General features: G+C 63.9%; 20 protein-coding genes and 3 pseudogenes. 5 read left to right on the top strand and 18 right to left on the bottom strand.

The window, feature by feature from the left end:
• Positions 1-22 precede the first annotated feature (22 nt).
• From CUR85_RS12065 to scpA, 4 genes and pseudogenes are all read right to left on the bottom strand, one after another.
• Positions 23-1,024, bottom strand: coding sequence for an endonuclease/exonuclease/phosphatase family protein (locus tag CUR85_RS12065; RefSeq protein WP_136720482.1), 1,002 nt, complete (start codon positions 1,022-1,024; stop codon positions 23-25).
• Positions 1,024-1,704: a molecular chaperone DjiA gene (locus tag CUR85_RS12060; RefSeq protein WP_067261634.1), complete on the bottom strand. Its 681-nt coding sequence runs from the start codon at positions 1,702-1,704 to the stop codon at positions 1,024-1,026. Before CUR85_RS12060 ends, CUR85_RS12065 begins: the two co-directional genes overlap by 1 nt.
• A 52-nt stretch (positions 1,705-1,756) precedes the next feature.
• Positions 1,757-2,278 (bottom strand): GNAT family N-acetyltransferase, encoded by a 522-nt coding sequence (locus CUR85_RS12055; RefSeq protein WP_067261636.1) that lies wholly within the window; start codon positions 2,276-2,278, stop codon positions 1,757-1,759.
• A pseudogene (gene scpA, locus CUR85_RS12050) lies at positions 2,278-4,418 on the bottom strand (methylmalonyl-CoA mutase). Before scpA ends, CUR85_RS12055 begins: the two are co-directional and overlap by 1 nt.
• A gap of 165 nt (positions 4,419-4,583) precedes the next feature.
• Between scpA and CUR85_RS12045 the strand changes: the two are divergent.
• Complete coding sequence (locus CUR85_RS12045) at positions 4,584-5,039, top strand: DUF4174 domain-containing protein (protein ID WP_067261639.1); 456 nt, start codon at positions 4,584-4,586, stop codon at positions 5,037-5,039.
• A gap of 42 nt (positions 5,040-5,081) precedes the next feature.
• On the opposite strand, the pseudogene CUR85_RS12040 reads toward CUR85_RS12045, so the two are convergent.
• The 7 genes and pseudogenes from CUR85_RS12040 to CUR85_RS12010 form a co-directional block, all read right to left on the bottom strand.
• Positions 5,082-7,126: pseudogene (locus tag CUR85_RS12040) on the bottom strand (acetyl-CoA carboxylase biotin carboxylase subunit).
• Between the two features lie 137 nt (positions 7,127-7,263).
• Positions 7,264-7,470: a hypothetical protein gene (locus CUR85_RS12035; RefSeq protein ID WP_067261646.1), complete on the bottom strand. Its 207-nt coding sequence runs from the start codon at positions 7,468-7,470 to the stop codon at positions 7,264-7,266.
• A 322-nt stretch (positions 7,471-7,792) separates the two neighbouring features.
• The gene (locus CUR85_RS12030) at positions 7,793-8,140 is read right to left on the bottom strand and encodes a hypothetical protein (RefSeq protein WP_067261657.1); all 348 of its coding nucleotides are present in this window, start codon (positions 8,138-8,140) and stop codon (positions 7,793-7,795) included.
• Positions 8,141-8,221: 81 nt separating this feature from the next.
• The gene (locus CUR85_RS12025; protein WP_168613065.1) at positions 8,222-8,362 is read right to left on the bottom strand and encodes a hypothetical protein; all 141 of its coding nucleotides are present in this window, start codon (positions 8,360-8,362) and stop codon (positions 8,222-8,224) included.
• A gap of 214 nt (positions 8,363-8,576) precedes the next feature.
• The gene (locus CUR85_RS12020; RefSeq protein ID WP_269451578.1) at positions 8,577-9,077 is read right to left on the bottom strand and encodes a DUF6497 family protein; all 501 of its coding nucleotides are present in this window, start codon (positions 9,075-9,077) and stop codon (positions 8,577-8,579) included.
• On the bottom strand, positions 8,975-9,229 hold the full coding sequence (locus CUR85_RS12015; RefSeq protein ID WP_067261647.1) for a DUF7218 family protein: 255 nt from the start codon (positions 9,227-9,229) through the stop codon (positions 8,975-8,977). The genes CUR85_RS12020 and CUR85_RS12015 overlap by 103 nt, the downstream gene beginning before the upstream one ends.
• A gap of 105 nt (positions 9,230-9,334) precedes the next feature.
• Entirely contained in the window at positions 9,335-10,867 is a 1,533-nt protein-coding gene (locus CUR85_RS12010) for an acyl-CoA carboxylase subunit beta (RefSeq protein ID WP_067261649.1), read from the bottom strand.
• Positions 10,868-11,036: 169 nt separating this feature from the next.
• Between CUR85_RS12010 and CUR85_RS12005 the strand changes: the two genes are divergently transcribed.
• The gene (locus tag CUR85_RS12005; RefSeq protein ID WP_067261651.1) at positions 11,037-12,251 is read left to right on the top strand and encodes a multidrug effflux MFS transporter; all 1,215 of its coding nucleotides are present in this window, start codon (positions 11,037-11,039) and stop codon (positions 12,249-12,251) included.
• 78 nt (positions 12,252-12,329) lie between these two features.
• Positions 12,330-13,730, top strand: coding sequence for a helix-turn-helix domain-containing protein (locus CUR85_RS12000; protein ID WP_067261653.1), 1,401 nt, complete (start codon positions 12,330-12,332; stop codon positions 13,728-13,730).
• Here the strand turns inward: CUR85_RS12000 and CUR85_RS11995 are convergent, their stop codons facing one another.
• The 6 genes and pseudogenes from CUR85_RS11995 to CUR85_RS11970 form a co-directional block, all read right to left on the bottom strand.
• On the bottom strand, positions 13,731-14,357 hold the full coding sequence (locus CUR85_RS11995; protein WP_443069183.1) for a thermonuclease family protein: 627 nt from the start codon (positions 14,355-14,357) through the stop codon (positions 13,731-13,733).
• Positions 14,358-14,466: 109 nt separating this feature from the next.
• Positions 14,467-16,125 (bottom strand): choline dehydrogenase, encoded by a 1,659-nt coding sequence (betA, locus tag CUR85_RS11990; RefSeq protein WP_067261655.1) that lies wholly within the window; start codon positions 16,123-16,125, stop codon positions 14,467-14,469.
• Positions 16,126-16,282: 157 nt separating this feature from the next.
• Positions 16,283-17,740 carry a betaine-aldehyde dehydrogenase gene (gene betB, locus CUR85_RS11985; protein WP_136720480.1) on the bottom strand — a complete coding sequence of 486 codons (1,458 nt, stop codon included), beginning with the start codon at positions 17,738-17,740 and terminating at the stop codon, positions 16,283-16,285.
• Between the two features lie 76 nt (positions 17,741-17,816).
• Positions 17,817-18,392: a choline-binding transcriptional repressor BetI gene (gene betI, locus CUR85_RS11980; protein ID WP_067263489.1), complete on the bottom strand. Its 576-nt coding sequence runs from the start codon at positions 18,390-18,392 to the stop codon at positions 17,817-17,819.
• Between the two features lie 92 nt (positions 18,393-18,484).
• Positions 18,485-19,340 (bottom strand): annotated as a pseudogene (locus CUR85_RS11975) (DMT family transporter).
• A gap of 127 nt (positions 19,341-19,467) precedes the next feature.
• A complete protein-coding gene (locus CUR85_RS11970) occupies positions 19,468-20,067 on the bottom strand; it encodes a LysE/ArgO family amino acid transporter (protein WP_067263799.1) in 600 nt (199 codons plus the stop codon).
• A gap of 91 nt (positions 20,068-20,158) precedes the next feature.
• Between CUR85_RS11970 and CUR85_RS11965 the strand changes: the two genes are divergently transcribed.
• On the top strand, positions 20,159-21,040 hold the full coding sequence (locus CUR85_RS11965; protein ID WP_067263800.1) for a LysR family transcriptional regulator ArgP: 882 nt from the start codon (positions 20,159-20,161) through the stop codon (positions 21,038-21,040).
• Here CUR85_RS11965 and CUR85_RS11960 read toward each other — a convergent pair.
• Positions 21,037-21,777, bottom strand: coding sequence for a YebC/PmpR family DNA-binding transcriptional regulator (locus tag CUR85_RS11960; protein ID WP_067263809.1), 741 nt, complete (start codon positions 21,775-21,777; stop codon positions 21,037-21,039). The genes CUR85_RS11965 and CUR85_RS11960 overlap by 4 nt on opposite strands.
• Positions 21,778-21,896: 119 nt before the next feature.
• Between CUR85_RS11960 and CUR85_RS11955 the strand changes: the two genes are divergently transcribed.
• Positions 21,897-23,669 (top strand): SLC13 family permease, encoded by a 1,773-nt coding sequence (locus CUR85_RS11955; RefSeq protein ID WP_067263803.1) that lies wholly within the window; start codon positions 21,897-21,899, stop codon positions 23,667-23,669.
• Positions 23,670-23,723: the final 54 nt, after the last annotated feature.

Genomic DNA, 23,723 nt, shown 5'->3' with positions numbered 1-23,723 from the left:
CACGCCGCTGGCAGCCCCCCGCCTAAAGATCGACATCCAGCGTGACGGGGAAGTGATCCGAGGCGGCCAGCAGCGCGTCACGCAGGGCGAGATTTTGCCAGCAGGCCGGATCATCCATCGGGTGCCAGATCCGCCAGCGGGCCGCAGGGGCGGCGATCTGCGGGCTGACCATGATGTAGTCAAGCAGCGCCTGAAGATAGCGTTCCTCCGGCGCGATCCAGAAACGCGCGCTGGTCGGCGCGGCCCCCAAACGGCGGCTGAGCGCCTGTTTGGCATGAGGGTCGAACAGCGCCGCCGCCCCCTGCCCCAGCACGATCTCGACCGAGGACCGGCCAAACAGGCTTTCGAATTCATCCAGCCCCGGCCCGTCGTTCAGATCGCCCAAGACCATCACGGGCCGTTCCGCCGCCAAATGCATGTCGATCCGCCGCCTGAGCCAGATCGCCTGTGCCAATTGTTTGCGTCGGTTGGCGATGGCGATGCGCAGCACATCGGCCTCGGACTTAGCCCCATGGGGCGCTTTGGATTTGAGATGCGCGCCGATCATCTGAAAGGCGAAACCGGCCTTCGTGGTGACCTCCAACTCCAAGGGCGGTTTGGAAAAGACCACCGCGTCTTCCGTCGCATCCACGTCAAGGTCGATCCGCAGCGTCTGGTCAAAGCGCGGGGCATCGGCGGCACCCTGCGGCACATGGCGGGCGCTGAGCTTGTCGGGATCATAGAGCAGCGCAATCTCTTGCTCGGTATCGTTGGAAAACCCCATGACGGCGGCCCGCGTGCGCAGGGAAAACCGCGCGGCAAAATGCTCAAGCGCCGCCACGGTGGATTGCCGCCGCCCGTGGTTCGGCGCTTCGATCACCATGACCGCATCGGCACCCAGCGCGTTGAACACTTGGCCCAAAGCCGCCGTCTGCTGCGCACGGGTCACCCCATGCCGCCCGGCCCAAGCGTCATCGTCGTAAAGCCGGTTGTCATTGTCAAAAAGGCTCGCGAACCACTCAACATTGTAGGTCGCGATGCGCATCAAGCGTGTTTGCCCGAGAGCGTTTCCCATGCGCGGTTGATGTCGATCATGCGCTTCTCGGCCATCTTGATCGCCTCTTGCGGCAAGCCCCGCGCCACCAGCGCGTCGGGATGGTTCTCGCGCACCAGCCGCCGCCACGCGCGGCGGGCCTCTTCCAACGTCGCATTGGGGCCGATGCCCAGAACCGTGCGCGGCAGGGGCGAGCTATCGGGCACGAAACGCGCTTTGAGCGAGGCGAAAGCCTCTTCATCCATGCCGAAAATCGCGGCCACATCCTCAAGAAAGGCGTTTTCGTTGGGGTGGTAGATGCCATCGGCCATCGCGATGTGAAACAGCCCCTCCATCAGGTCATGCAGGGTCTGGGGCTGGTCACTGAACATCCGCGCGATGCGGCGGGCGTAATCCTCGAAACCGGTCACGTCTTGGCGGGCGAGGTTAAAGACCCGCGCCGCCCCTTCCTGATCCGCCTCGGCAATCTGGAACACTTCGCGAAAGGCAGTCACCTCATCGCGGGTCACCAGCCCATCGGCCTTGGCCATTTTGGCGCCAAGCGCGATCACCGCGATGGTAAAGGCGACCGAGCGCTCGGGCGGGCTGCGTAGCCGGTCAAAGACAGCCGACAGCCCTTCGCCCGCGGTGAGGGCTGACAGAGCTTCGGAGATGCGCGTCCAGATCGACATGGGCTGACCCTTTGGTATTCGGCCCCCAGCTTAACCGCTGGCATCGGGGAAGTCAGGATGCAGTCAGCGTTTTCTGCATCAAGATCAGATCGAGCCATCGCCCATGTTTGCGCCCCACCTCGGGCATCCGCCCGACCTGCGCAAAGCCCAGTTTTTCATGGAACGTCACAGCGCCGGGATTAGCGCTGCTGATCGCGGCGACCATGGTGTGACGGCCCTGCGCCGCTGCCGCCTCTATGGCCTGTGTCATCAGGTCGCGGCCCAGCCCCTGCCCCTGCGCCGCCTCGGACAGAACGATGCTATGCTCCACCGTCGCGGCATAGCCCGGCCCGCCGCGAAAGCTGCCATAGGTGACAAAGCCCAGCACCGCGCCCTCCCCTTCGGCCACCCAAAAGGCATTGGCCCGGGCGGCGATCAGCGCTGCGATCTCCTCTGGCGTCTTTTCCTCGGTGGTGAAGGTCGACAGGCTGTCGCGGATCATACCGTTCCAGAGCGCCGCCACGGCGGCGGCATCCTGCGCCCCGGCGCGGCGGATCACGCCGCCCCTCAGGGCGGCGCTTCCGTCGTCTTGCATCACTTCCGCGTCTCGCGGATCAGCTTCAGGATGTCCTGCGCGGCGGTTGGGATATTGGTGCCGGGCCCAAAGATCGCCTTCACGCCCGCGTCTTGCAGGAACTTGTAGTCCTGCTGCGGGATCACCCCGCCGCAGATCACGAGGATATCCTCTGCGCCCGCATCCTTCAGCGCCTGAATGAGCTGCGGCGCCAGCGTCTTGTGCCCCGCCGCTTGGCTCGAGATGCCGATGACATGCACGTCGTTGTCCACCGCATCCTGCGCTGCCTCCGCGGGCGTCTGGAACAGCGGGCCCACGTCCACGTCAAAGCCGATGTCGGCAAAGGCGGTGGCGATCACCTTGGCACCGCGGTCGTGGCCGTCCTGACCCATCTTGACCACCAGCATGCGCGGGCGGCGGCCCTCGGCCTCGGCGAACTCATCCACCGACTTCTGGATGTCGGCAAAGCCCGCGTCGCCCTCGTAGGCCGCGCCGTAAACGCCTGAGAGCGTCTTGACCTCGGCCCGGTGCCTTCCGAATTCCTTTTCCATCGCCATGCTGATTTCCCCACTGTGGCGCGTGCGCGCGCGGCCTCGACCGCGGCGTCGAGCAGGTTGCCGCCCTCGGCCGCCCGCCGTGTCAGTTCCGCCAAGGCGGCGGTGCCGGCCTCTTCGTCGCGCTCGGCGCGGATGCGCTCCAGACGCGCCACCTGTCCTGCGCGCACCTTGACGTTGTCGACGTCGAGAATGTCGATCGGCTCTTCCTTGTCGCGGCGGTACTTGTTGACGCCCACGATCACCTCGGTGCCGCGGTCGATGCCCGCCTGACGCTGAGCCGCGGCTTCCTCGATCCTGAGCTTAGGCATGCCCGAGGCCACGGCCTTGGTCATGCCGCCCATCTCCTCGACCTCCTCGATCAGCTTCCACGCCGCTTCGGCCAGATCGGCGGTCAGCTTCTCGACGTAGTAGCTGCCCGCCAGCGGATCGACGACATTGGTGATTCCGGTCTCTTCTTGCAAAATCAGCTGGGTGTTCCGGGCGATGCGCGCCGAATGGTCGGTGGGCAGGCCGATGGCCTCATCCAGCGAATTGGTGTGCAGCGACTGGGTGCCGCCCAAGACCGCCGAAAGCGCCTCGTAGGCCGTGCGGACCACGTTGTTGTAAGGGTCCTGCTCGGCCAAGCTGACGCCGGAGGTCTGGCAATGGGTGCGCAGCATTGAGGACTTGGGGTTCTTAGGCTCGAACTCCTCCATCACCCGCGACCAGAGCAGCCGCGCGGCGCGCAGCTTGGCGGCCTCCATGAAGAAGTTCATGCCGATGGCGAAGAAGAACGACAGACGCGGCGCGAAGCGGTCGACGTCCATCCCTGCCGCAATCGCCGTGCGCACATATTCGCGCCCGTCGGCGATGGTGAAGGCCAGTTCCTGCACGAGGTTCGCCCCCGCCTCCTGCATGTGATAGCCCGAGATCGAGATCGAGTTGAACTTGGGCATGTGGTCCGAAGTATATTCGATGATGTCCCCGATGATCCGCATCGACGGCTCCGGCGGGTAGACATAGGTGTTGCGCACCATGAATTCCTTGAGGATGTCGTTCTGGATCGTCCCCGAGAGCTTGGCCCGGTCATGGCCCTGCTCTTCGCCCGCGACGATGAAATTGGCGAGGATCGGTATCACCGCGCCGTTCATCGTCATGGAGACCGACACCTGATCAAGCGGGATGCCATCGAAGAGGATCTTCATGTCCTCGACCGAGTCGATGGCCACGCCCGCCTTGCCGACATCGCCCTCCACGCGGGGATGGTCACTGTCATAGCCGCGGTGCGTCGCCAGATCGAAGGCCACCGAAACACCCTGCTGCCCGGCAGCAAGCGCGCGGCGGTAGAAGGCGTTGGATTCCTCCGCCGTAGAGAAACCCGCATATTGCCGGATCGTCCAAGGGCGGCCCGCATACATCGTCGCCTTCACGCCGCGTGTAAAGGGCGCCTCGCCGGGGATGCTGCCGAGATGCTCAAGCCCGTCCACATCCTCGGCGGTGTAGAGCGGCTGGACGTCGATCCCCTCCAGCGTCTTCCACGTCAGATCGTCAAGGCTGCGCCCACGCAATTCGCCGGTAGCCAGTTCCTGCCAACGCGCCTTCGCGTCCTTTTGGTCGGATGTCATATGCTTGTCCTTCTCCCTTAGCGCCCGGCGGCAGGCATCGGCCTGCGCAACTGTGGCGGCTGAATTGTCAAAGGCCGCGCCCCTAGGGGGATAAATACCCCCTGCGGCGCTTTGCCCTTCGCAAACTGGCACAGGCCCCCTATATTTGAGGGGACAGGAGCCTTGATGAAACGTTTGATCTCACTAGTTTTTGCAGGATTGATGACCACGGCGGCCATGGCCCAAGGGGCCGATGCCCCGGTGGAGGATCCGTTGTTCCTGCCTGCCGATATGGCCGATCTCAGCACCTTCCAATGGACCAAACGGCCCGTACTGGTCTTTGCCAATTCCGAGAATGACCCCGCCTTCGTCGCGCAGATGGAATACCTCCGCGAGCGCGAGGATGAGTTGCGCCTGCGCGATGTCGTCGTGCTGACCGATACCGACCCCGCCGCGCAGAGCCCGCTGCGGATGCGGATGCGCCCGCGTGGTTTCATGCTGGTGCTGGTCGACAAGGAAGGCCAGATCGAGCTGCGCAAACCCTTCCCTTGGGACGTGCGCGAGATCACTCGTAGCATCGACAAGATGCCGCTGAGGCAGCGAGAAATCAGAGAGGCGAAGGAGCGCGGCGTCAACCGCTGATGCCCCGCGCCCTGCCCGCCCTGATCGCCCGCGCGTCGCACCCTATTCGAACTCCATGATCACATCGTCCACCGCAAGGCTGTCGCCCGCACCTGCGTTGACCTTGCTGACGACGCCCTTCTTCTCGGCGCGCAGGATGTTTTCCATCTTCATCGCCTCGATGGTGCAGAGCGCTTGACCCTCCTGAACCTCGTCGCCAACTTCGACGTCGAGTTTCACCACCAGACCCGGCATCGGGCAGAGCAACATCTTGGAGGTATCGGGCGGCAGTTTCTCGGGCATCAGGGCCGCCAGTTCCGCCTGACGCGGCGTGCGGACATGGACCTTCAGATCCGCACCGCGGGTGCGGATCCGGAAGCCGCCTGAGATTTTGCCGACCTTCAGCACCAAAGGCGCGCCATCGACGGTCATCTCGGCCAGTTGGTCCCCCGGGGTCCAATCGCCGCTCACACGCATTTCGCTGCCGTCAGAGAAAGCCACCGTCGCCCCTTCGGGATCGGCCTTGGTGACCACATCAAAGTTCTCACCCTGAAGCTTCACGTTCCAGTCGCTGCCGACTTTGCGCTCGTGGTTGTCCATCCGGCCCGAAACGCGGGCGCGGCGGATTTCGCCAACGCGGTGCATGGCGGCACAGGCGGCGGCGATGCGGCGGAGCTCGCTCTCCGGCAGGGACACCCCTTCGAACCCATCGGGATATTCCTCGGCGATGAAGGCGGTGGTCATCTCGCCCGAGACGAACTTGGGGTGATCCATCACGGCGGAAAGGAACGGCAGGTTGTGCCCGATGCCCTCGACCTCGAAACTGTCGAGCGCCACGCGCATCTTCTCGATCGCCTCGGCGCGCGTCGGCGCCCATGTGCAGAGCTTGGCGATCATCGGGTCGTAATACATCGAGATCTCGCCGCCCTCGTAGACGCCGGTGTCGTTGCGCACGGCCATGTCGCCCGCGGGCGCGTCACCCTGCCATGTGCCCTGCTCCAGAAGCGGCCCCGCGGCCACCTCCTGCGGCGGGCGATAGCGGGTCAGACGGCCGATGGACGGCAGGAAGCCGCGGTAGGGGTCTTCGGCGTAAAGCCGGTTTTCGATGGCCCAGCCGGTCAGAGTCACGTCGTCTTGGGTGATCGACAGCTTTTCGCCGTTGGCCACGCGGATCATCTGCTCCACCAGATCGACGCCGGTAATCAACTCCGTCACCGGGTGTTCCACCTGAAGGCGGGTGTTCATCTCAAGGAAGTAGAAATTCTTGTCGCCGTCGACGATGAATTCCACGGTGCCCGCGCTGGTGTAGCCCACGGCCTGCGCCAGAGCGACGGCCTGTTCGCCCATCGCTTTACGGGTGGCTTCGTCAAGGAAGGGGCTCGGGGCCTCTTCGACCACCTTCTGGTTGCGGCGCTGGATCGAGCATTCACGCTCGCCCAGATAGACGCCGTTGCCGTGGGCATCGCAGAGCACCTGAATCTCGATGTGGCGCGGCTGGGTCACGAATTTCTCAATGAAGATCCGGTCATCTCCAAAAGAGTTCGCGGCCTCGTTCTTGGACGATTGGAAACCCTCGCGCGCTTCCTCATCGTTCCAAGCGATCCGCATGCCCTTGCCGCCGCCGCCAGCGGAGGCCTTGAGCATCACCGGGTAGCCGATGTCATTGGAGATCTTCACCGCCTCCTCGGCGTCCTCGATGAGGCCCATGTAACCCGGCACGGTCGAGACCCCGGCCTCCTTGGCGATCTTCTTGGAGGTGATCTTGTCGCCCATCTTCTCGATGGCCCCTTTGGGCGGGCCGACGAAGGCCACGCCCGCAGCCTCGAGCGCCTCGGCGAACTTGCTGTTTTCACTCAAGAAACCATAGCCCGGATGCACCGCTTGCGCGCCCGATTGCTTGATCGCCTCCATCACCTTGTCGATGACGATATAGGACTGGTTCGCCGGGGCGGGCCGATGTGAATGGCCTCATCCGCCATTTCCACATGCAGCGCCTGCGCGTCTGCATCGGAATATATCGCCACGGTGGTCAGGCCCATTTTCTTGGCGGTCTTGATCACACGGCAGGCGATTTCGCCTCGGTTGGCAATGAGGATCTTGTCAAACATCAGCGGTTCCTTTGACGAATGCAGGCAACGCAAAAAGCCGCGTCAGCCGGGGCTGCGCGGGTGCCTGTAGGGGTAAAGATGAAAGGGAGGCCGCCCTGCCCGCGCGGATGGCGGGCAAAGCGGCTATTGTAGCTGGATCAGTTACATTTGCCGGGGTTGAGCTGACAGTAACCGACGTTGGCTGCAGCGCCGATGGCTGCGCCCTGCGCCAGCGACCCGCCTGTGACGGCTGCCGCACCTGCGCCGACGGCTGCGCCGCCCAAACCTTGTTCGCCGATGTTGTCGCCGCATGCGGCCAGACCGGCTGTCGCGCCAAGCGCGAGGATGATGTTACGAATGGACATGTGCCTGCTCCTTCACTGCTGTCTACTATCCGACAAACGCCGTGGCGCTGCACAAGTTCCCGGCCAGATTTTCGGCCTGCTGCGCTGTGACCTGAAAACCACCCTGTGGAAAAGTCGGACAGCAGAGCGCAGGCGCGGATCGGCTGCCCGATAGAGGAAGAGGTATGGTCTTCAGGCTCGGCGGCACGCGGGATAACGGACGCGCCGCCAGACGCATAAAGCCTGCCGCAAGCCCGCCTTTGCGCCAAGCACACCGCGCGGCTTGGCCGGGCTTCGGCAAAGCGGTGCTGAACGGCGGAAAGGCGCGGCGACATCATGCCGATCAATCCTCAAAAGCTTCGGGAAAGGCGGCGCGGGCGGCGGCCACGTCGAGCACCAGCAGCGCTTCGTAATCGGCAGGGTCGAAAGGATCGGTCGCGGGCAGAACCTCACGGCCAAAGAGCCAAGACAGGCGGCCCGCATCCAGATTGCCACGCTCGAACGGATGTTCGCCAAAGGCTTCCCAAAGGGCTTTGACAAAAGCGGTATCGGCGCGGCGATCCGGGGCGCGGCGGTCGGGGCGACGCTCACGCCGGGTGATGGGCGTGACCCCTTTGGGGTTCGGGCGGCGAATGGTGAATTGAAAATCGGTGCCGGGCAGACGCCCGGGGAACCCGCGGTGTTTTAGCATATAGGCGGGCATCAGACACCCCTCCCGGTTGCAGGGGTGGCTGGGATCAGGGCAGGCGCAAACGCCTGCCCTGCAACGGCATTACTTGTACTTGCCGGTGTAGACGGGCTCAACCGAGATGGGCTCGGGCTCGACCACGACATACTCTTCTTCTTGCTGCGCGCAGGCCGAAACCGCTGCAACGAAACCGATGGCTGCCAGCAACTTGATGCTCTTGGACATGTAAATCTCCTATTAACGTTAAATGAACCTGACACGACAACACGCCGGCCAAGCCCGGGTTCTGAGGTAAGGGATACGTGGGTATTCCTTGACCGCATCATATGCGATTCACATGGCAATGGATACGGTTGCAAGTGCAATCGGTCGCGTTGTGACTCCAAAGCATCATTCCAATCCGAGGATCGGCGGATTCTTGCAAGATATTGCCTGTGCATCACAAACCCTCCCAAATGCAGGTGTCATCCTGCGCCCGGAAAGCTTCGAAATACTGGGTCGCTTCGGGGTCGGCCGCGCCGAATTCCACCGGACGGTCAGCGAGGGAGACGACGATCACCTGCCCCGCTAGCGCATGTTCAGTCATGTAAGGAAGTGCGACGACCGCGCAGAGATGTTCCATATCCGGCGCGGCGCGGTCATAGGCGATGGCCCCCGGCCCTTTGGCAATCTGCGGCGCGATAAAACGGAAGCGAAGCCAAGTCTCACCGCCGAGCTCCTCGACCAAGACCTCTTGCAGATCAACGGTTTGCCCAGAGGGGACATCAATGGCCCGCGCGGGGCCTGCAAGCCCGACCGCCAGCAGGGCTGGCAGCCAGACCCGACGCAGAAGAGCGCCTAGTGGTTGCGCAGCGCGTCGATCAGCGTTTCCTTGTCCATGTCCGAGCGCCCTTCGATCCCGAGCTCTTGCGCCCGGTCGTAGAGAGCGTCTTTGGTCCAATCCTCGTAGGGCGGCTGTTTGCCCCCCTTCTTGCCGGGGTGCTGGCTGTCGTTGGCCTGCGCATTGGCAATGCGGGCGGCTTTCTCCTTGCTCGCCCCATCCTCGCGCAGGGACTTGTAGGTCTCTTCGTCCTTGATGGATGAATTCGGCATGATCCGGTCCTCCTTTGTAAGGAAAACCACCCAGCCCGCCGAGGGTTCCGCGCGCGGCCCTCGTGGGATCGGTATTTGAGAAAGGATGAAGCTGCATGATGGCGCTCAGAGCGGGATGTTGTCGTGTTTCTTCCACGGGGTCTGCACTTTTTTGTTGCGCAGAGAGGCGAAGGCGCGGGCGACCCGTTTGCGGGTAGAGCGCGGCTGGATCACCTCGTCGATGAAGCCACGTTCGGCGGCGACGAAGGGATTGGCGAAACGATCCTCGTAATCCTTGGTGTGTTTAGCGATCTTTTCGGGGTCGTTCAGATCCTTGCGGTGAATGATCTCGGTCGCGCCTTTGGCGCCCATCACGGCAACTTCGGCGGTGGGCCAAGCGTAGTTGAAATCCGAGCGCAGGTGTTTCGAGGCCATCACATCGTAGGCGCCGCCGTAGGCTTTGCGCGTGATGACGGTGACCATTGGCACGGTCGCCTCGCCATAGGCGAAGAGCAGTTTCGCGCCGTGTTTGATGACACCGCCGAATTCCTGACCGGTGCCGGGCAGGAAGCCGGGCACGTCTACCAGGGTGAGGATCGGGATCTCGAAGGCGTCGCAGAAACGCACGAAACGCGCCGCTTTGCGCGAGCTGTCGATGTCGAGGCATCCGGCCAGCACCATCGGTTGGTTGGCCACCACGCCGACGGTACGCCCCTCAAGGCGGATGAAGCCGGTGATGATGTTCTTGGCGAATTCCTCTTGGATTTCGTAAAAGTCGCCCTCATCCGCCAGTTTGAGGATCAATTCCTTCATGTCATAGGGGGTGTTGGCGTTCGACGGCACCAGTGTGTCGAGCGAGGGTTCGATCCGGTTGGGATCGTCGAAGAAGGGGCGGACCGGCGGTTTCTCGCGGTTGTTGGCGGGCAGCAGATCGACGAGGCGGCGCACCTCGGCCAATGCCTCCACGTCATTTTCGAAGGCCGCGTCGGCGACGGAGGATTTGCGCGTGTGGGTCGTGGCGCCGCCCAGCTCTTCGGCGGTGACGACTTCGTTGGTGACGGTTTTCACCACGTCCGGACCGGTGACGAACATATAGGAGCTGTCTTTGACCATGAAGATGAAGTCGGTCATCGCGGGCGAATAGACCGCCCCGCCCGCGCAGGGGCCCATGATGACGCTGATCTGGGGGATCACGCCGGAAGCTTCGATGTTGCGCTGGAAGACCTCGGCATAGCCTGCAAGGCTTGCCACGCCTTCTTGGATGCGCGCGCCGCCGGAATCGTTGATGCCGATCACCGGCGCGCCATTTTGCACTGCCATATCCATGATCTTGCAGATTTTCTGAGCATGGGTTTCCGAGAGCGAGCCGCCGAAGACGGTGAAATCCTGGCTAAAGACATAGACGAGGCGGCCGTTAATCGTGCCCCAGCCGGTGACCACACCATCGCCCGCGGGCTTTTGATCCTGCATGCCGAAATCGGTGCAGCGGTGGGTGACGAACATGTCGAATTCCTCGAAGGAGCCTTCGTCGAGCAGCAGATCGACGCGCTCCCGCGCGGTGAGCTTGCCACGGCTGTGCTGCGCATCGATCCGTGCCTGACCGCCGCCCAAACGCGCATCTTCGCGACGCCGCTCCAGTTGTTCGAGAATGTCTTTCATGACGCACCCCTATTGTGATTTCGACCAGTCTACCGGATGAGCGCAACTGACCAAAGCGCAATTTTGCAAATTTGCAAAATCAATACAGACACTGCGAAGCAAAATGAAAAGTTGCAAAACAATCTAGTTAACATGGACATTTCCCATGCCCCCGACTACTTGCATTTGCATGAGCGATATCCCCCGGGTCCGGTATTTAGACCGGACGACCCCACCCCATATCTCAACGCTGATCCTGCTGGCCGGGCTTTCGGCCATGGTCATGAACATCTTTCTGCCCAGCCTGCCGAAGATGGCAGAGCATTTCGGCACGGATTATGCGGTGATCCAGCTTTCGGTGCCGCTCTACCTGTTTTTCAGTGGGATACTGCAGATTTTCATCGGGCCGATTTCGGACAACCTCGGGCGGCGGCGGGTGATGCTTTGGGGCTTGGGCATCTTCTTCGTGGCCACGGTGGGCTGCCTGCTGGCGCCGAACATCGCCGTGTTTCTGGTGTTTCGCATGGCGCAGGCTGTGATCGCCACGGGCATGGTGCTGAGCCGTGCGGTGATCCGCGACCTTTATACTCAAGACGAATCCGCCTCCATGATCGGCTATGTCACCATGGGCATGGCGCTGGTGCCGATGATCAGCCCGGCCTTGGGCGGTTTGCTGGAGCAGGGTTTCGGCTGGCAGGCTTCCTTCTGGGCGATGCTGATCCTCGGCGGGTTGGTCTTTTGGGTGGCTTGGGCGGATTTGGGCGAAACCGCCCGGGCCAGCGGCAAATCGCTGCGGCAGCAGTTCGGCGAATACCCCGAGTTGCTCCGCTCGCCGCGGTTTTGGGGCTATGCGCTGGCCACGGGTTTTTGCTCGGGCGCCTTCTTTGCCTATCTCGGCGGCGCGCCCTTCGTGGGCACCGTGGTCTTCGGGATGGAGCCTGCGGTGCTGGGCCTCTATTTCGGCGCGCCCGCAATTGGCTATTTCATCGGCAACTTCGTCACCGCGCGGACGGCGACCCGTTTCGGCGTCAATACGCTGGTGCTTTGGGGCTGCATTTCCAACGCCGTGGGCGGCACGGTGTCGCTGCTGATCTTTCTTGCGGGCTACGGCTCTCCGCTCAGCTTTTTCGGGCTGATGACGCTGGTGGGGCTGGGCAACGGGCTTTGCATCCCCAATGCCACCGCCGGGATGCTGTCGGTGCGCCCGCATTTGGCGGGCACGGCCTCCGGGCTGGGCGGGGCAATCATGATTGTCGGCGGCGCGGCCTTGAGCGCGCTGGCGGGCGCCCTGCTCACCCCTGAAACCGGAGCCTATCCGCTGTTGTGGCTCATGTTGCTGACGGCCATCGCCTCGGTCGCCTCCATCTGGGTGGTGATCCGGCGGGAGAAAGCTTTGGGCCTCTAGGCCCACGCTCCCCGCGCTTGTGGCCCCGGCTTTGCAAAGCTAGGCTGCACCTAACTGCAAAGTTGCAAAGGTGCGCGGATGGCGATCCAGAAACTCTATGCCGGTGTGAAACTGCGTGAGACCCGGACCCGCGCGGGGCTGACGCAGAAAGACTTCGCCGCCCGGCTGGGCGTCTCCTTGCCCTATCTCAACCAGATGGAGAATAACAACCGGCCCGTCAGTACCAATGTCGTGCTCGCTCTGGCGTCGGAGTTCAGGTTGGATGTGACCGAGCTTTCCAGCGGCGATGGGGAGCGGTTGGTCAGCGATCTGCGCGAGGCGCTGGCCGATCCGATTTTCGCCGGAAAGGCACCCCCGGTGGCCGATCTGCGCCTCACCGCCTCCAACGCGCCGGGGCTGGCACATGCCTTTCTCGCGCTGCATCAAAGCTACCGACAGGTGCATGAACGGCTGGCCTCGCTGGACGAAGCCCTGGGGCGTGAAGACGCCCGCGCGATGCCCTCCCCTTGGGAAGAGGTGCGGGATTTCTTTCACTATTGCGACAATTACATCGACGCCGTCGACCGTGCGGCAGAGCATTTCGCGACCCGCGAAGGCAGCGGCAGTGACACGCGGGCGACCGCGGCGCGTGCGCTTGAGAGTGCCGGGGTGCGCGTGGTTTTTGAGGATGACGACCGGCTGCGCGCCTATGATCCCGCCCGCAAGGTACTGCATCTATCGGCCCGTGCGGCGCCTGAGACACAGACCTTTCAGATGTTGCTGCAGGTGGCGCTGACCCAGCAAGACGCGCTGCTGGAGGCGACGCTGGACCTCGCCCGTTTCCACAGCACCGCGGCGCGGGATATCGCAAAGATTGGGCTGGCCAATTACTTCGCCGGGGCGGCTCTGTTGCCCTATGGGCGGTTCTTGCAAAAGGCGCAGGATTGCCGCCATGATCTGGAGGTGCTGGCCGGGCATTTCGGTGCCTCGATCGAGCAGGTGGCGCATCGGCTGTCGACGATGCAGCGGCCCGGTGCGAAGGGAGTGCCCTTTTTCTTCGTCCGGGTTGATCAGGCGGGCACGATCACCAAACGCCATTCCGCGACCCGGCTGCAATTCGCGCGTTTCGGCGGCGCCTGCCCGCTTTGGAACGTCCACCGCGCCTTTGAAACGCCGGGGCGGTTCCTTCGGCAATTGGCCGAGACGCCGGATGGGGTGCGCTATATCAGTTTGGCGCGGGACATCTCGAAACCGGCGGGGCGGTTTGGCGCGCCGGTGCGGCGCTATGCGATCTCACTCGGCTGCGAGGTGCGCCATGCGCCCGCGCTGGTCTACGCCGACGGGATGGACGTCACCCGCAGCGATGCCTTTGAACCAATTGGCATTTCCTGCCGGATTTGCGAGCGCCGGGATTGCCATCAACGCTCCGTTCCGCCGCTAGAGCGGCAGTTGGTGGTCGACCCGCATCTACGCGACACCCTGCCCTACCGGGTGGAGTGATCAGCGCCGCGCACGCCGCCAACCCGCGCCGCGGGCCTCGGCTTCGGAGCAGAACCAACGCTCGCCTTTGCGGGCGCTGATGCGGGTGCGGCTGTAAAATTCCTGCCCCGGCATATGGTAAATCTTGACCCCCTTGGCGCTGATATTGCCTTTGATCTGGCAGCTCCCCTCGGGCCGGGCAGGCTCGGACCCGCTGCGGCGGGTCACGCGGTAGCGGGCGGGGGAAACCGTCTTGAACCCGTGAATCCCACGGCCTGCGACAAAGGCGGCTTTCTCATCCAGATCATAGTCCATCGAATATTTGCGATAGGCAAAGGCCAGCCCGTCACGCACCAGCGCCTGCCCCACGTCAACGTCGCCCACATGGCAGCGGGCGACGATGCGATCATAGCGGTCGCGGTCCAGTGCCTCACAACGCGCGTTGGCCCCTTGGTATCTGTCGCGCACCTCCCTCGTTGTCCAATCTCCGCAGGCCCAAGCCTGCCCGCCCTCTGTCTCGCAGGTCTGGCTGGATTCGAGCGCATCGATACCATGCAAGCGGATGCGCGTACCGCCGAGATCGAAAGTATCCCCGTCGATCACGCGGACCACGCCCGAGACCGTCTGCGCCCCTGCGGGTCCAGTCACGATACTCAGCGTCAAACTGAGGGCGAAAAGTGAACAAATCCTTAACATGAGGCAGGTATGACGCCCTGCCCTGCGGCCTTCAAGACAGGATGTTAAGGCAGGTTAACGATCAACGCTGCGCCACCTGCCAGTTCGGATGCACCCATGGTTCGTCATTCGCGCGCGGCAGCGGATCGCGGCCCAGAAGCAGGTCCGAGACCTTTTCACCGACCATGATCGAGGGCGCATTGAGGTTGCCATTGGTGATCCGCGGGAAGATCGAACTGTCGGCCACGCGTAGCCCCTCGACCCCGATCACCCGCGCTTGCGGGTCGACCACGGCGCCCGGATCGTCCGCCGCCCCCATGCGGCAGGTGCCGCAGGGGTGATAGGCGCTTTCGGCGTGTTCGGCGATGAAAGCGTCAAGCTCCGCGTCCGATTGCAGCGCTTCTCCGGGCTGGATCTCGTGTTTGACGAAGGGCTTGAAGGCATCCTGCGCGAAGATTTCCCGCGTGAGGCGGATACAGGTGCGGAACTCCTCCCAATCGTCGGAATGGGACATGTAGTTGAAACGGATGCGCGGCGCCTCGGCCGGGTCGGCGGAGCGCAGGGTGATCTCGCCCCGCGACTTGGAGCGCATCGGCCCCGTGTGCGCCTGAAAGCCATGCCCCTCGGCCGCCGCCTGCCCGTCGTAGCGCACGGCAATGGGCAGGAAATGGTATTGAATATCAGGGTATTCTACGCCGGGCTTCGAGCGGATGAAGGCCGCGGATTCGAACTGGTTCGAGGCGCCCATGCCGGTCTTGGTAAACAGCCATTGCGCGCCGATGACGGCCTTCGACAAAAGGTTCCAGTGCTTGTAGAGCGTGATCGGCTGGCGCGAGGCCATCTGGATGTAGAGCTCCAGATGGTCCTGCAGGTTCTGACCCACGCCGGGGCGGTCGGCCAGTACCTCGATGCCATGGTCGGCGAGATGCGCGGCAGGGCCGACCCCCGAGAGCATCAGCAGTTTCGGCGAGTTGATCGAGGACGCCGCCAGCACCACTTCGCGGCTGGCACGGATCACCTCCGTCGCGCGGCCACGCTTGACCTCGACACCCACGGCACGCCCCTCTTCGATCACCACGCGCTGCGCCAGCGCACGGATCAGGGTGACATTGCCGGTCTTCTGCGCCGGACGCAGATAGGCATTGGCCGCCGACCAGCGCCGCCCGTTCCAGACGGTCTGCTCCATCGGGCCGAAACCCTCTTGCTGCTCGCCGTTGTAGTCATGGGTCACCGGGTAGCCCGCCTGCGCCCCGGCTTGCACGAAGGCGTCGAAAAGAGGGTTCTCGCGCGGGCCGCGGCTGACGTGCAGCGGGCCGTCCTTGCCGCGCCATGCCGCATCGCCGCCATGGCCGTTCTCGTGCCATGTCTCCATGCGTTTGTAGTAGGGCAGTACATCCGCGTAGGACCAGCCGCGCGCGCCGGACTCCTCCCAATGGTCGAAATCCTTGGCATGGCCGCGCACGTAGACCATGCCGTTGATCGAGGACGAGCCGCCGATCACCTTGCCGCGCGGGCAGACCAGCTCGCGGTTGTTGAGATGCGGCTCGGGCTCGGATTTATAGCCCCAGTCGTAGCGCGGCATGTTCATCGGATAGCTGAGCGCCGCGGGCATCTGGATGAAAGGCCCGGCGTCGGTGCCACCATGTTCGATGACGATGACCTTGCGACCCGCCTCGGCCAAGCGGTAGGCCATGGCGCAGCCCGCAGAGCCCGCGCCGACGATGACAAATTCAGCTTCCATAGCTCTTCCTTCCGTGATTCCCCGCCGGGTCAAGGATGCGCAGCACCGCGCGTAGGCGCGGCTTGTCCTTGAGGCGGTGGGGAATCGCTCCCCAGAATTGACGAGGTGACTTGAGGATCAGGCTGATCCCTCAAGCACCTCTCAGCAAATTCACCCCTTAGAAGGGCGCCTCGACATCGCCCATGCGCACGTAGACCGACTTCACTTGGCTGTAGTGCTCGATCGCGGCCTTGGCGTTCTCGCGGCCCACGCCCGAGTTCTTCATGCCGCCGAAGGGCGCTTCGACCGGGGCGTCGTTGTAGCTGTTGATGTAGCAGGTCCCGGCCTCGAACCCCGCCGCCACGCGGTGCGCGCGGGCAAGGTCGCGGGTGAAGACACCGGCGGCGAGGCCGAACTCGGTGGCGTTGGCGCGCGCCATGACCTCCGCTTCATCCTCGAAATCCAGCACCGCCATGACCGGGCCGAAGATCTCCTCGCGGGCGATGATCATGTCGTCTTTCACATCGGCGAAGACGGTGGGCTGCATGTAGAACCCCTCGCGCTCGATGCGGCTCCCGCCATAGACCAGCCGCGCGCCCTCGGCCTTGCCCTTCTCAATGTAGTCCAGCGCGATTTGCATCTGCCGCTCGCTGACCATCGGGCCAAAGCTGGTGTCGGGGTCCATCGGGTCACCGATCACGGCCTTGTCCAGCCGCTCGGACAGCCGTGCGAGGAACGCCTCCTTGATGTCGCGGTGCACGAAGACCCGCGTGCCGTTCGAGCAGATCTGGCCGGAGCTGTAGAAGTTGCCGAGGATCGCGCCGCCGACGGCATTGTCGATATCCGCATCCTCGAAGACGATCAGGGGCGACTTGCCGCCAAGCTCCATCGTCACATGCTTGATGCCTTCGGCAGCGGCGGCATAGACCTTGCGCCCCGTGGGCACCGAGCCGGTGAGCGAGACCTTGTCGACGCGGGCATCGGTGACCAGCGACTGGCCGACCTCGCCCATGCCCTGCACCACGTTGAAGAGCCCCGCCGGCAGCCCGGCTCCAATCAAGATTTCGGCCACTTTCAGCGCGCAGAGCGGCGTGGTCTCGGACGGTTTGAAGATCATCGCATTGCCGCAGGCCAGCGCGGGAGCGGCCTTCCAGCAGGCGATCTGCGTGGGGTAGTTCCACGCGCCGATGCCGACACAGACGCCCAAGGGCTCGCGCCGGGTGTAGACCCAGTCTTCGCCAAGCTGGATATGCTCGCCGGTCAGGCTGCCGGCGAGGCCGCCGAAATACTCCAGCGCGTCCGCGCCGCTGGTGGCATCGGCGACGGAGGTCTCCTGATAGGGTTTGCCGGTGTCTTGGGTTTCCAGCACCGAAAGGTCGTGGTTGCGGTCGCGGATCATGTCGGCGGCGCGGCGCAGGATACGGCCCCGCTCGGTGCCGCTCATCGCGCCCCATGCGGCCTGCGCGCGGCGGGCCGAGGCGATGGCCTGCTCCACGATCTGAGGCGTGGCGGCATAGACCGTCGCGATCTTTTCGCCCGTGGCGGGATAGATCACCGGGATCGGCGTGCCATTGGTGTCTTCGACATAGGCGCCGTCGATAAAGTGGCTGGCGGTGGGTTGGGGATCATAGGACATCAAAGGGACTTTCTTGCCTGAGGCGAGGAGTGTTCAGAGAGGCGGAGCGCGGCGGTGCCGCCCGTCTCCGCGGTGTTCAACGGCCAGCTTTGAGCAGCAGGTCGAGCGTATAGAGCGCGCGGGTCATGGCCTCTGCCGCGCTGACGCCATCCGACAGCGCCGCGCGCAGGTAAAGCCCATCGATCAGGGCCGCCAGAGTGTCGGCATCGCCTTCGGGCTGGGGGCTGATCGGGCGCAGCGCATGGGTGAGGTTGGACCGCAACCGGCTTTGATAGGCCGTCAGCAGCCGCCGGGTTTCGGGGTTGGTGCGGGCATGGGCGTAGAGTGTCATCCACGCGCTGATCGTGCCGGGGTGAAAGCCGGTGTCGTCGAAACTTGCCACGATGATCGCCGCCGCGCGGTCATGCGGCGTGCGGGCCGTGGCCAAACGTTCGCGGACCCCGGCGGCATATTCCGACAAGATGTGCCGCATCGCCGCCAGAAAGATCTGGTTCTTACCGCCGAAGTAATGATGCGCCAGCGCGCTCGACATGCCTGCCCGCTTGGCGATCTGGCTCACCGTCACATCCAGCGACTGGGCCTCGCCAATCTCGGCGATGGTGGCTTTGACCAGCGCAGAGCGACGAATGGGTTCCATTCCGACTTTGGGCATTGGATTCGGATCCTTGGGGCAGTGTTGACCGCCTCAGGATAGGGGAATCTTTATTGACTCGTCAATCAAGTACCGCCCGGCTGGGCGAAAGGTCAGAATTTCGTCGCATGCGAGGGGGGCGTAACCTGCCGTTTCAGCATCGCTTCACGCCATGTGATAAAGGTGACCGAGCCCAAGATCACCGCCCCGCCCAGCACGACCCAGAGGTCCACCGGCTCGGCAAAGACCACCACGCCGAGGATCGTTGCCCAGACCAATTGCAGGAAAGTGACCGGCTGCGTCACCGTCACCGGGGCGGCGGCAAAGGCCAGCGTCATGGTGAAATGACCCGCCGTCGCGAAAAAGGCGACCCCGGCAAGGATCAACAGTTCCTGCGGTGTCGGCGTGATCCAGACGGCGAAGGCAAAGGGCGCCAGCCCGATGGTCACAAAGATCGACAGCATCGTCACGATCATCACCGGGCGCGCCTCATCCGCCAGCACCTTGGCCAAGAGGTAGGATCCGGCAAAGACCACCGCCGCCAGCAACATCGCCAAATGCCCGGTAGAGACTTCGCGAAAACCGGGCCGCAGGATGATCGCCGCCCCGCCAGCCCCAGACAGACCGCCACGATGCGCCGCGCGGCCAGCTTCTCTCCCAGAAAGATCGCAGCACCCACGGTGACATAGATCGGCGCGAGGTAGTTCATCGCGGTCACCTCGGCGATGGGCAGGCGGGTCATGGCGTAGAACCACAGGATCACCCCGCCTGCGTGGCACAGGCCCCGCATGCCGAACAGCCCCATTGCCGCCGGCTCACCGGTGTGGCCAGCAGCGACCGCAGGACCGGCAGGACAAAGACCAACCCCATGGCGTAGCGCAGGAAAGCGGCCTCTGCCGAAGGCAGCCGCGGCCCCATGTATTTCACCAGCGCGGTCACGCCTATGAAACAGGCCCCCGTCACCAACATCCAAAAGACCCCGACAAGCGGGCGGTTGGGCGGAGCGGGGATGTCGGGGGTGGTGGCGGGAGAGTGTGTCATGCCGCGACCCTTTCCCAAAGCGCTGCCAAGGGCAAGATGGACGCGGCATTTTTATTCACATCGCAAGCAATTTGATGGCAATCGCCCACATGGTCACGGCGATGATGGCGTCCAAGACCTGCCAACTGCGCGGTCTGGCAAAGAGCGGCGCCAGCAGCCGCGCGCCATAGCCCAGTGAGAAGAAGAAGACGAAGCTTGCCAGCACCGCCCCGATGCCAAAGCTGAGCCGGTCCGGATATTGCGCCGAGATTGAGCCGAGCAGCACCAAGGTGTCGAGGTAGACATGCGGGTTCAGCCACGTCAGCGCCAGCAGCGTCAGGATCGCCTTGCGCAGGCTGCGGGTGGATTGCCCCTCGACCTCCAGCGCCTCCCCGCCCTGCCATGCGGAAACCGCGTTGCGCCAGCCGTACCACAGCAGGAAGGCCGCGCCGCCATAGCGCATCAGCGGTCCGAACCACGGGGCCGCCTCGGCCAGCGCGCCAAAACCCGCGACCCCCGACATGATCAACACCGCATCCGAGGCAGCGCAGACCAGCACCACCGGCAGCACATGTTCGCGGCGCAGCCCTTGGCGCAAGACAAAGGCATTCTGCGCCCCGATGGCCATGATGAGGGTGAGGCTGAGGGCGAAGCCGGGAAGGAGTGAGGTGAACATTAAAGGCGTCCTATAACATGGGTTGCCTTTGCCTAACCCGGAGGTTCAGATTACTCAAATTTAATAGTCTACATCAGGATTAGCAAATCTTATGCAGCTCGACAGCGCGCAGCTAACCGCATTGGCCCATATCCTGCGGCTCGGCAGTTTTGATGCCGCGGCGGCGGTGCTGGGGGTGACCCCCTCGGCAATCTCGCAACGGGTGAAGGCGCTGGAGGATCGTGTGGGGGCCACCCTCGTTCTGCGCGGCCAGCCCTGCACCGGCACGCCCATGGGCCAGCGTCTTGCCAAACATGCGGAAGATGTGGCCCTGCTCGAAGCGCAGGCGCTTGGCGCGGGCGATGCCACTGCCCCGCCCCGGCTGCGCCTTGCGGTGCCTGCGGATGTCTTGGCCACATGGCTGATCCCGGCGCTGGCGCAGGTGCCCGACATGCTTTTCGATCTGATGATCGACGACCAAGACACCTCTGCCGATTGGCTGCGTCGGGGGGAGGTCAGCGCGGCGGTGACGGGGCAAGCCCGCGCGGCACCGGGCTGCGACGTGCTGCCCTTGGGGGCGCTGCGCTACCATGCCACTGCCAGCCCCGCTTATCGCGAGACGTGGTTTGCCGAAGGCGTCACGACCGAGGCACTGGCCCGCGCGCCGATGCTCACCTTCGATCATAAGGATCAACTGCAAGGGCGATGGTTGATGCGAAAGACCGGGCAACGGCTGACCCCGCCAAGCCACCATCTGCCCTCAAGCCACGGCTTTGTCGCAGCAGCGCGGCAAGGGCTGGGCTGGGGGATGAACCCCACACCGCTGGTGGCCGAGGATATGGCGGCGGGGCGGCTCGTGTCACTGGACGAGGCGCTGCCGCTGGACGTGCCGCTTTACTGGCAGGTGGCGCGGATCATGGCGCCCGCGCTGGCCCCGCTCACCGCCGCCATAAGGGCCGCGGCGCGCGAGGCGCTGGTGCAAATGCCGCGTTAAAGCTGCGACATAACCTCGTCGGAGGCCTCGAAATTGGTGGTGACGCGCTGCACGTCGTCATCCTCCTCAAGCGCATCGATCAGCTTCATCAGCTTTTCCATGTTCTCGAGATCCATCTCGGTGGTGGTGGTCGGACGCCAGATCAGCTTGGTCGATTCCGACTCGCCCAATTCGGCCTCAAGCGCGGTCGACACATCGTTGAGATCGGTGTCGGCGCAATAGACCACGTGACCGTCCTCGGAGCTTTCCACGTCTTCAGCGCCCGCTTCGATCGCGGCCATCATCACGGTGTCGGCGTCGCCCACGGAAGCCGGGTAGATCACCTCGCCCTTGCGCTCAAACATGAAGCCGACCGAACCGGTCTCGCCCAGATTGCCGCCGTTCTTGGTGAAGGTCGAGCGCACGGTCGAAGCGGTGCGGTTGCGGTTGTCGGTCATCGCCTCGACGATCACGGCCACGCCATTGGGGCCATAGCCCTCATAGCGGATTTCTTCGTAATCTTCGCCCTCACCGCCCACGGCCTTCTTGATGGCGCGTTCGATGTTGTCCTTGGGCATGGACTGGCCCTTGGCCTCTTTCACCGCCAGACGAAGACGCGGGTTCTTGTCCGGGTCGGGGTCGCCCATCTTGGCCGCGATGGTGATTTCCTTGGAGAGTTTGGAAAACACCTTGGCGCGCAGCTTGTCCTGACGGCCCTTGCGATGCTGGATGTTTGCCCATTTGGAGTGACCGGCCATGAATACCTCGTTCTGGCAATGCGTTTGCGCCACTCTATATGCCAGCATCACCGCTGGAACAAGCCACCCGGCCTGTGCTTACCTTTCCGCCGATGGGGCAACCACGTTAGACCGGATATATGACCACTGATCAGATCATCCTTTTCACCCTCTTCGGCGCGGTCTTTGCTCTGCTGCTCTGGGGGCGGTTTCGCTATGACATCGTGGCCTTCGGGGCGCTGATGCTCGGCGTGGTGCTGGGGGTGGTGCCCACGGAAAACGCCTTTGACGGTTTCGGCCATCCGGCCACCCTGATCGTGGCGCTGGTCTTGGTGGTTTCGGCTGGGTTGGTCCGTTCGGGCGCGGTGATGCTGATCACCCGCACATTGGTCGACAGTTCGCGCAGCTTGGGCGCGCATATCACCATGATGGGCGCCGTGGGCGGGGTGCTGTCGGCCTTTATGAACAACGTCGCCGCCTTGGCCCTGCTGATGCCGGTCGACATCCAGACCGCACGCAAGGCAGGCCGCGCGCCGGGGCTGAGCCTGATGCCACTCAGTTTCGCCACCATCCTTGGCGGCATGGCCACGCTGATCGGCACGCCGCCCAATATCATCATCGCCTCCATCCGGCAGGAATCCTTGGGCGCGCCTTTCAAGATGTTCGACTTCGCCCCCGTCGGCGGGTTGGCCGCCATTGCGGGGCTGATCTTTGTCGCGCTGATCGGCTGGCGGCTGATCCCCGCCCGCGAAGACGCCATGATCGAGGCCGAGGACATCGCTCAATATATCGCCGAGCTGACCGTGCCCGAGGGCAACAAACAGATCGGCAAACGGCTGGCCGAGTTGCAAGAAGAGGCGCATCGCGCCGATGTGGCGATCTTGGGGCTGATGCGCGACGGCAAGCGGCGCTATGGCACGGCGCGCAACGTGGTGCTGCAAGCCGGAGATGCGATCGTGCTCGAAGCCACGCCCGACGCGCTGGACGAATTTCGCAGCACGCTCAACCTCGCGCTGGCTGACCGGGATCGCGAAGACCTGCTGCTGGCCGATGGTGACGGGGTCGAGATTGTCGAGGTCGTGGTGACCGATGGCTCGCGGCTCAACGGGCGCACGGCGCAGGCGGTGGGCCTGTCGTGGCGGCAGCGCACGGTGCTGCTGGGCCTGTCGCGACAGGGCCGCAAGATCACCTCGCAACTGCGCACGACTGAGCTGAAACCGGGGGACATCCTGTTGCTGCTGGTCCCGCGCGACACGGTGGCCCATGTCACCGACTGGCTGGGCGTGCTGCCGCTGGCCGACCGGGGTCTTGCGGTGACGCAAGACAGCAAGACTTGGCTTGCCATCGCGATGTTCGCGGGGGCCGTGGCGGCGGCCTCCTTCGGGCTGATTTACCTGCCCATCGCGCTTGGCATCGTGGTGGTCGGCTATGTGCTGGCCAAGATCGTGCCGCTGTCGGAACTCTACACCCATATCGAATGGCCGGTCATCGTTCTGTTAGGCTCCATGATTCCGCTCGGCGCGGCGCTAGAGACTTCGGGCGGGACCGAATTGATCGCGGGCGCGCTGGTGGGGCTGACCGAGGGGCTGCCCGCTTGGGTGGTCCTCACGGTGCTGATGGTGGTGACCATGTCGCTGTCGGATGTGCTCAACAACACGGCGACGACCATCGTCGCGGCCCCCGTGGGCATCCAGATGGCGCAGTCGCTCGGCGTCTCCCCTGACCCGTTTTTGATGGCGGTGGCGGTGGCGGCCTCTTCGGCTTTCCTGACGCCGATCGGGCATAAGAACAACACGCTGATCCTCGGCCCCGGCGGCTATTCCTTTGGCGACTATTGGCGCATGGGGCTGCCGCTGGAGATCATCGTCGTCGCCGTGTCGATCCCCGCGATCCTGTTCTTCTGGCCGCTTTAATCGCCGCCCCGCGCGTCGGACTTGCCAGAGCATATTTGCCGCCCCTAGGCTGAA

Origin of the sequence: Sulfitobacter faviae (assembly GCF_029870955.1) — a bacterium.
In the GTDB taxonomy this organism is placed as follows: Bacteria; Pseudomonadota; Alphaproteobacteria; order Rhodobacterales; family Rhodobacteraceae; genus Sulfitobacter; species Sulfitobacter faviae.
This window is presented reverse-complemented; position numbering and strand designations above follow the sequence as displayed.